This window comes from Lutibacter sp., assembly GCF_040883305.1.
Classification (GTDB): Bacteria; Bacteroidota; Bacteroidia; order Flavobacteriales; family Flavobacteriaceae; genus Lutibacter.
The window spans coordinates 1-5561 of record NZ_JBFLKT010000036.1; the positions used below are offsets into that span (position 1 = coordinate 1).

Consider the following 5561-nt stretch of genomic DNA (forward strand, 5'->3'; position numbering starts at 1 on the left):
GTTTACCAAGTAATATTGCAAGAAAAAGAGGTGATCCAAAACCAAAAAGAGGTGAATTTACAGGAAGACAAGTAAAAGTTTCTGATGGAATTTTATCTGCAAAATTTAGACTTCCAACAGAGGTAGAATGGGACTATGCAGCAAAAGCAGTTGTTGAAGGCAGAGAATATAACAATGCACGTGGTAGAAAAAAATATGCTTGGAGCGGTAAATACACTCGAAACAAATCTAAACGGTATATGGGTGATCAACTTGCAAATTTCAAGCAAGGTAAAGGAGATTATAGTGGTGTTCCAGGTTGGAGTAATGATGGTGCAGATATTACAATTCAAGTGAAATCTTATGAACCTAATGCGTTTGGTTTGTATGACATGTCTGGTAATGTTGCAGAATGGGTTTCTGATGTTTATAGACCTATAATAGATAACGACGCTAACGATTTTAATTATTACAGAGGAAATATTTTTACAAAAAAAATGATAGACTCTGAAGGAAAGGTTGTTATTGCAGATGATTTTTCTGTAGAATATGACACTTTAGATAATGGACAAATTGTTCCTAAAGCACTGCCAGGTAGCATTAAAACAGTGCCTGTTACAAAGCGTGATGCATATATGAGAAATAATTATGAAAAGGCTTATAATATTGATGCAAAAGATGGTGATTTAGCTTCAACAAAATTTTATGATAAAGATGAGGACGAATTAGAGGTTAAACCTCGTATGTATAACTCTCCAGTAAAACCAAGAGAAATTGGAGAAAGTGGCTATACAATGCAACAATACGATACAGAAAATAGAACAACTTTAATAAGCAATAAAGCACGAGTTTATAAGGGAGGTTCTTGGAAAGATAGAGAATATTGGCTAGATCCTTCTCAAAGAAGATATTTACCAGAATATATGGCGACTAACTATATTGGTTTTAGATGTGTTACAGATAGAATTGGACCAATGACTTATAAAAGAAGAACGCCAACAACAACAAAAATTAGATATTAAAATAGTTAAAACAAAATACAAACCTCATTGAATTATCAATGAGGTTTTTTTATATTTAATTTTTAAAACGAGCGTGTTAAAAAATTTATATACTGCTCAAAAATAAAATTAAAAAAATATTAAGGACTATATGAAAATCGAAGAATTATACCGCTTATTTATTCAAAACTATTTAGTAGATACAGATACCAGAAACATTAGAAAAGGAAGTATCTTTTTTGCATTAAAAGGTGATAATTTTAACGGAAATAAATTTGCTAAAGAAGCATTAAATAATGGAGCTTCATATGCTGTAATTGATGAAGTTGAATATAACAATCAGCCAAAAACTATACTTGTTAATAATGTTTTAGAAACGCTTCAAAAATTAGCACAATACCATAGAAAACAATTAAACATACCTATAATTGCACTTACAGGAAGCAATGGAAAAACCACCACAAAAGAACTCATTAATTCCGTTTTATCTAAAAAATATAAAACAGCTGCCACCATTGGAAATCTTAACAATCATATTGGAGTTCCATTAACCCTATTGGCAATTGAACCAACTACAGAAATTGGAATTATTGAAATGGGTGCTAACCACATAAAAGAAATTGACTTTTTATGTAACATTGCCAGGCCCACCTTTGGATTAATTACAAATTTTGGAAAAGCGCATTTAGAGGGCTTTGGAAGTTTTGAAGGTGTAATAAAAGGAAAATCTGAATTGTATGATTTTTTAAGAGCTAATAAAAAAATTGCTTTTATAAATTCAGATGACCCAATTCAAATAAAGCAATCGCAAGGTATTAAGACAATTACTTTTAATAATAACAAAATTAAATATATTGAAGCAAATCCTTTTGTAAAAGTTGAATTTCAGGATATAACTATTCAAAGTAAATTAATTGGAAAATACAACTATAATAATATTGCAGCTGCAATAGCCATTGGAAATTATTTTAAGGTGTCTATAAATGATATTAAAAATGCTATAGAAAATTATGAGCCTGCTAACAATAGATCGCAAATAATAAATAAAGGAAGTTTAAAAATTATTTTAGACGCTTATAATGCTAACCCGAGCAGTATGAAAGTAGCTTTAGAGAACTTTAGCGAACTAAAAGACAAACATAAAATAGTTATTTTAGGAGATATGTTTGAATTGGGTGAAGATAGTTTCAAAGAACATCAACAAATTGCAGATTTTGCGCTCTCATTGAATTTTAAGAAGCTTTATTTAATAGGAAAAGCATTTTCTGCAATAGATGCAAAAAATGCTTTAACATATCCTAATTTTGAAGATTTTAAAACTTCAAATAAAATATTAAATCTAAAAAATACTACTTTATTAATTAAGGGTTCTCGTGGAATGGCATTAGAGAGAATTTTAAACCTGCTCTAATTTTAATTTCTCACGATGGTATTCAATTAAACCATCAATTGGTCTTCTTAAAATAGTACCTAGTTTAACATTGTGTTTTTTTGCAACTTTTTCAATAATATCTTTAGAGAAAAATGCAATTGAACCAACAAAATGTACAGGAACATCCTTTACTTCTTTATAGGTTAATATTCTCGTTTTAAAGAAAACGTTAATCCCTTTTTCCAGCACTTTATTGGTATAAGCATTGCGTTCATTTCTAAAAATAAATTCTGCAAAATGCGCTAAATAAGTATTTGGATTGGTTTCTTTATAAACATTTCTTTTTATTACATCTGGATCTAAATCAAAATGACTTTCAAATTTCTTTGCACTTCTTTTTGGCATTCTCTTGTAAAAATAGTCTCGAATTAACCTTTTTCCAAAATAATTTCCACTTGCTTCATCCATTAAAATAAAGCCCAAAGAAGCAACGCCATTTGTAACGTCTTTTCCATCAAAATAACTACTGTTAGATCCAGTTCCTAAAATACAAACTATTCCAGGTTCAGTCGTTACCGCATACGTTGCCGCATATGTATCTTCTTTAACCTCAACTATTGCATTTGTAAAAAATGATTCTAATATTGATTTTAATAAGGCTGTTGGTTTTTTAGTACCACAACCAGCACCATAGAAATAAACATGTGTGATTTTCTCTTTATGAAATTGAAAATCTTCATTTTCTTCTATACGCGCTTGAAGTAACTCACCTGGAAAAACAGCTGGGTTTAAACCAGCAGTTCTTGTTTTAAGTACCACTTCACCTTTCTTGTCCAATAAAATCCAATCGGCTTTTGTTGAACCTCCATCAGCTATTAGAATCATCTTTTTATGAATTTAAACTATGAAAATAAACTATTTAACAGCGTTAATGTACTCAGCTAAATCAACTAATTTAGTTGAATAACCAAATTCATTATCATACCAAGAAACAATTTTTACAAAGTTGTCATTTAAGGCCATAGAAGCGTTTGCATCAAATACAGATGTTCTTGGTTCAGATACAAAATCTTGAGAAACAACACCTTCATCGGTATATCCTAAAACACCTTTTAATTCGTTTTCAGAAGCATGTTTTATAACCGCTTTTACTTCATCAAAAGAAGCTCCTTTTTCTAATCGACAAGTTAAATCTACTACAGAAACATCAACAGTTGGTACTCTAAATGCCATACCTGTTAATTTTCCATTTAATTCTGGAATTACTTTTCCAACAGCTTTTGCAGCTCCTGTAGATGCAGGCACAATGTTATTTAATGAAGCACGACCTAATCTGAAATCTTTTTTAGATGGACCATCAACAGTAAATTGTGTTGCAGTTGCAGCGTGCACAGTTGTCATTAATCCTTCAACAATTCCAAAATTATCATTTAAAACTTTAGCAATTGGTGCTAAACAGTTAGTTGTACAAGAAGCGTTAGACACGATAGTATCAGCAGCGGTAATTTTTTTATGATTTACACCCATTACAAACATTGGTGCATCTGCAGATGGCGCAGAGATTGCAACTTTTTTAGCTCCTGCTTTAATGTGTTTTCCTGCTCCTTCTAAATTTGTAAAGATACCTGTACAATCTAAAACTACATCAGCTCCTACAGCATCCCATTTTAAATCTTCTGGGTTACGTTCAGCTGTAATTCTAATTTCTTTTCCGTTTACAACTAATTTACCATCTTTTACATCAATAGTTCCGTCAAACTGACCGTGAACTGAATCGTATTTTAATAAGTAAGCTAAGTGATCTACAGCAAGTAAATCGTTAATTCCTACAACTTCTACATTTGGTCTGCTAGCAGCTACTCTAAAAGCTAATCTACCAATTCTACCAAATCCGTTAATTCCAATTTTAATTGTTGACATGTTTATTGTTTTTATCTATTAATCTCTATTTATACTGAAGTTATTTCAGCTACTTTTAATAATTCTTTATCTATATCGTTGTTCATTTTAATGGCTTTATTTAGTCCAACCGTAGTTACCTGGTTATTTGTAACCCCAACCATAACACCGGACGATCTGTCTAGTAAATGTTCTACTGCGGCAACACCCAATCTACTCGCCAAAACTCTATCGGAACAACTTGGAGAACCTCCACGCTGCATATGTCCTAAAACTGAAACTCTAATGTCATAGTCTGGGAAAATTTCCTTAATATGATCTCCTAACTCAAATACATTTTTACCAATTTTATCTCCTTCAGAAACTACAACAATACTTGAAGTCTTTCCGTTTTCTTTACTTGTTTTAAGAGAATCTACAAGTCTCTCTAATCCTAAATCTTTTTCTGGAATTAAGATTTCTTCAGCTCCAGCTCCAATTCCAGTGTTTAAGGCAATAAAACCAGCATCACGTCCCATAACTTCAATAAAAAATAATCTATTATGTGAACTCGCTGTATCTCTAATTTTATCAATTACTTCAACAACAGTATTTAACGCGGTATCATACCCAATAGTTCTATCAGTCCCATAAATATCATTATCTATAGTTCCAGGAATTCCTATTATTGGAAAATTATATTCTTGAATAAATTTTAAGCCTCCGGTAAAAGTACCGTCACCTCCAATAATTACAAGCGCTCCAATACCCGCTTTTTTTAAATTTTCATATGCTTTTTTTCTACCTTCCTCTGTTCTAAAATCTTGTGATCGCGCAGATTTTAATATAGTACCTCCTTTATTAATAATATTACTTACATCCCTCGCAGAAAGGTTTTTAAAATCTCCTTCAATCAATCCTTGATATCCTCTATAGACACCAATACAATCTACTCTGTAATATGTACAAGCTCTAACAACTGCTCGTATGGCAGCATTCATACCTGGGGCATCACCTCCAGATGTTAAAACTGCTATCTTATTTATGGGTTCATTCATAGGTTAAAATTAATTTACCAAAGGTAGTTTGAAATAGGATTTTATCCTATAAAACCAATTGATTTTCACTAAAACGATTTCGTTATACACAGCTGTAAATCAGCGTTTTTAATGTGTTTTTGTAAAAAAATTAGAAATCTTGTTTTCAGACATTTACGGCAAAAATAATTAAAATATATTTGATACTCCTTTGGTTTTAAAAAATTATTTTTTTAATACAAAAATGAAGCTGTTCAAAAAAAATTTGAATTCCATTATCCTACTCCTGTTTCA

5 protein-coding genes are annotated in these 5561 nt (G+C 31.0%); 2 read left to right on the top strand and 3 right to left on the bottom strand.

The window, feature by feature from the left end:
* Both gldJ and murF read left to right on the top strand, forming a co-directional pair.
* Nucleotides 1–1001, top strand: a 1001-nt coding sequence (gldJ, locus tag AB1Z17_RS01105; protein ID WP_368049943.1) for a gliding motility lipoprotein GldJ, incomplete at its 5' end; no start/stop codon positions are given.
* Between the two features lie 130 nt (nt 1002–1131).
* Nucleotides 1132–2391 (top strand): UDP-N-acetylmuramoyl-tripeptide--D-alanyl-D-alanine ligase, encoded by a 1260-nt coding sequence (gene murF, locus AB1Z17_RS01110; RefSeq protein ID WP_368049944.1) that lies wholly within the window; start codon nt 1132–1134, stop codon nt 2389–2391.
* On the opposite strand, the gene AB1Z17_RS01115 is transcribed toward murF, so the two are convergent.
* The 3 genes from AB1Z17_RS01115 to pfkA are packed head-to-tail and all read right to left on the bottom strand — an operon-like array spanning nt 2377 to nt 5288.
* Nucleotides 2377–3237, bottom strand: coding sequence for a BadF/BadG/BcrA/BcrD ATPase family protein (locus AB1Z17_RS01115; RefSeq protein ID WP_368049945.1), 861 nt, complete (start codon nt 3235–3237; stop codon nt 2377–2379). The two genes, murF and AB1Z17_RS01115, sit on opposite strands and share 15 nt — an antisense overlap.
* 30 nt (nt 3238–3267) lie before the next feature.
* Nucleotides 3268–4272, bottom strand: a complete 1005-nt coding sequence (gene gap / locus AB1Z17_RS01120) for a type I glyceraldehyde-3-phosphate dehydrogenase (protein WP_368049946.1) — start codon at nt 4270–4272, stop codon at nt 3268–3270.
* Between the two features lie 29 nt (nt 4273–4301).
* A complete protein-coding gene (gene pfkA, locus AB1Z17_RS01125) occupies nt 4302–5288 on the bottom strand; it encodes a 6-phosphofructokinase (protein ID WP_368049947.1) in 987 nt (328 codons plus the stop codon).
* Nucleotides 5289–5561: the final 273 nt, after the last annotated feature.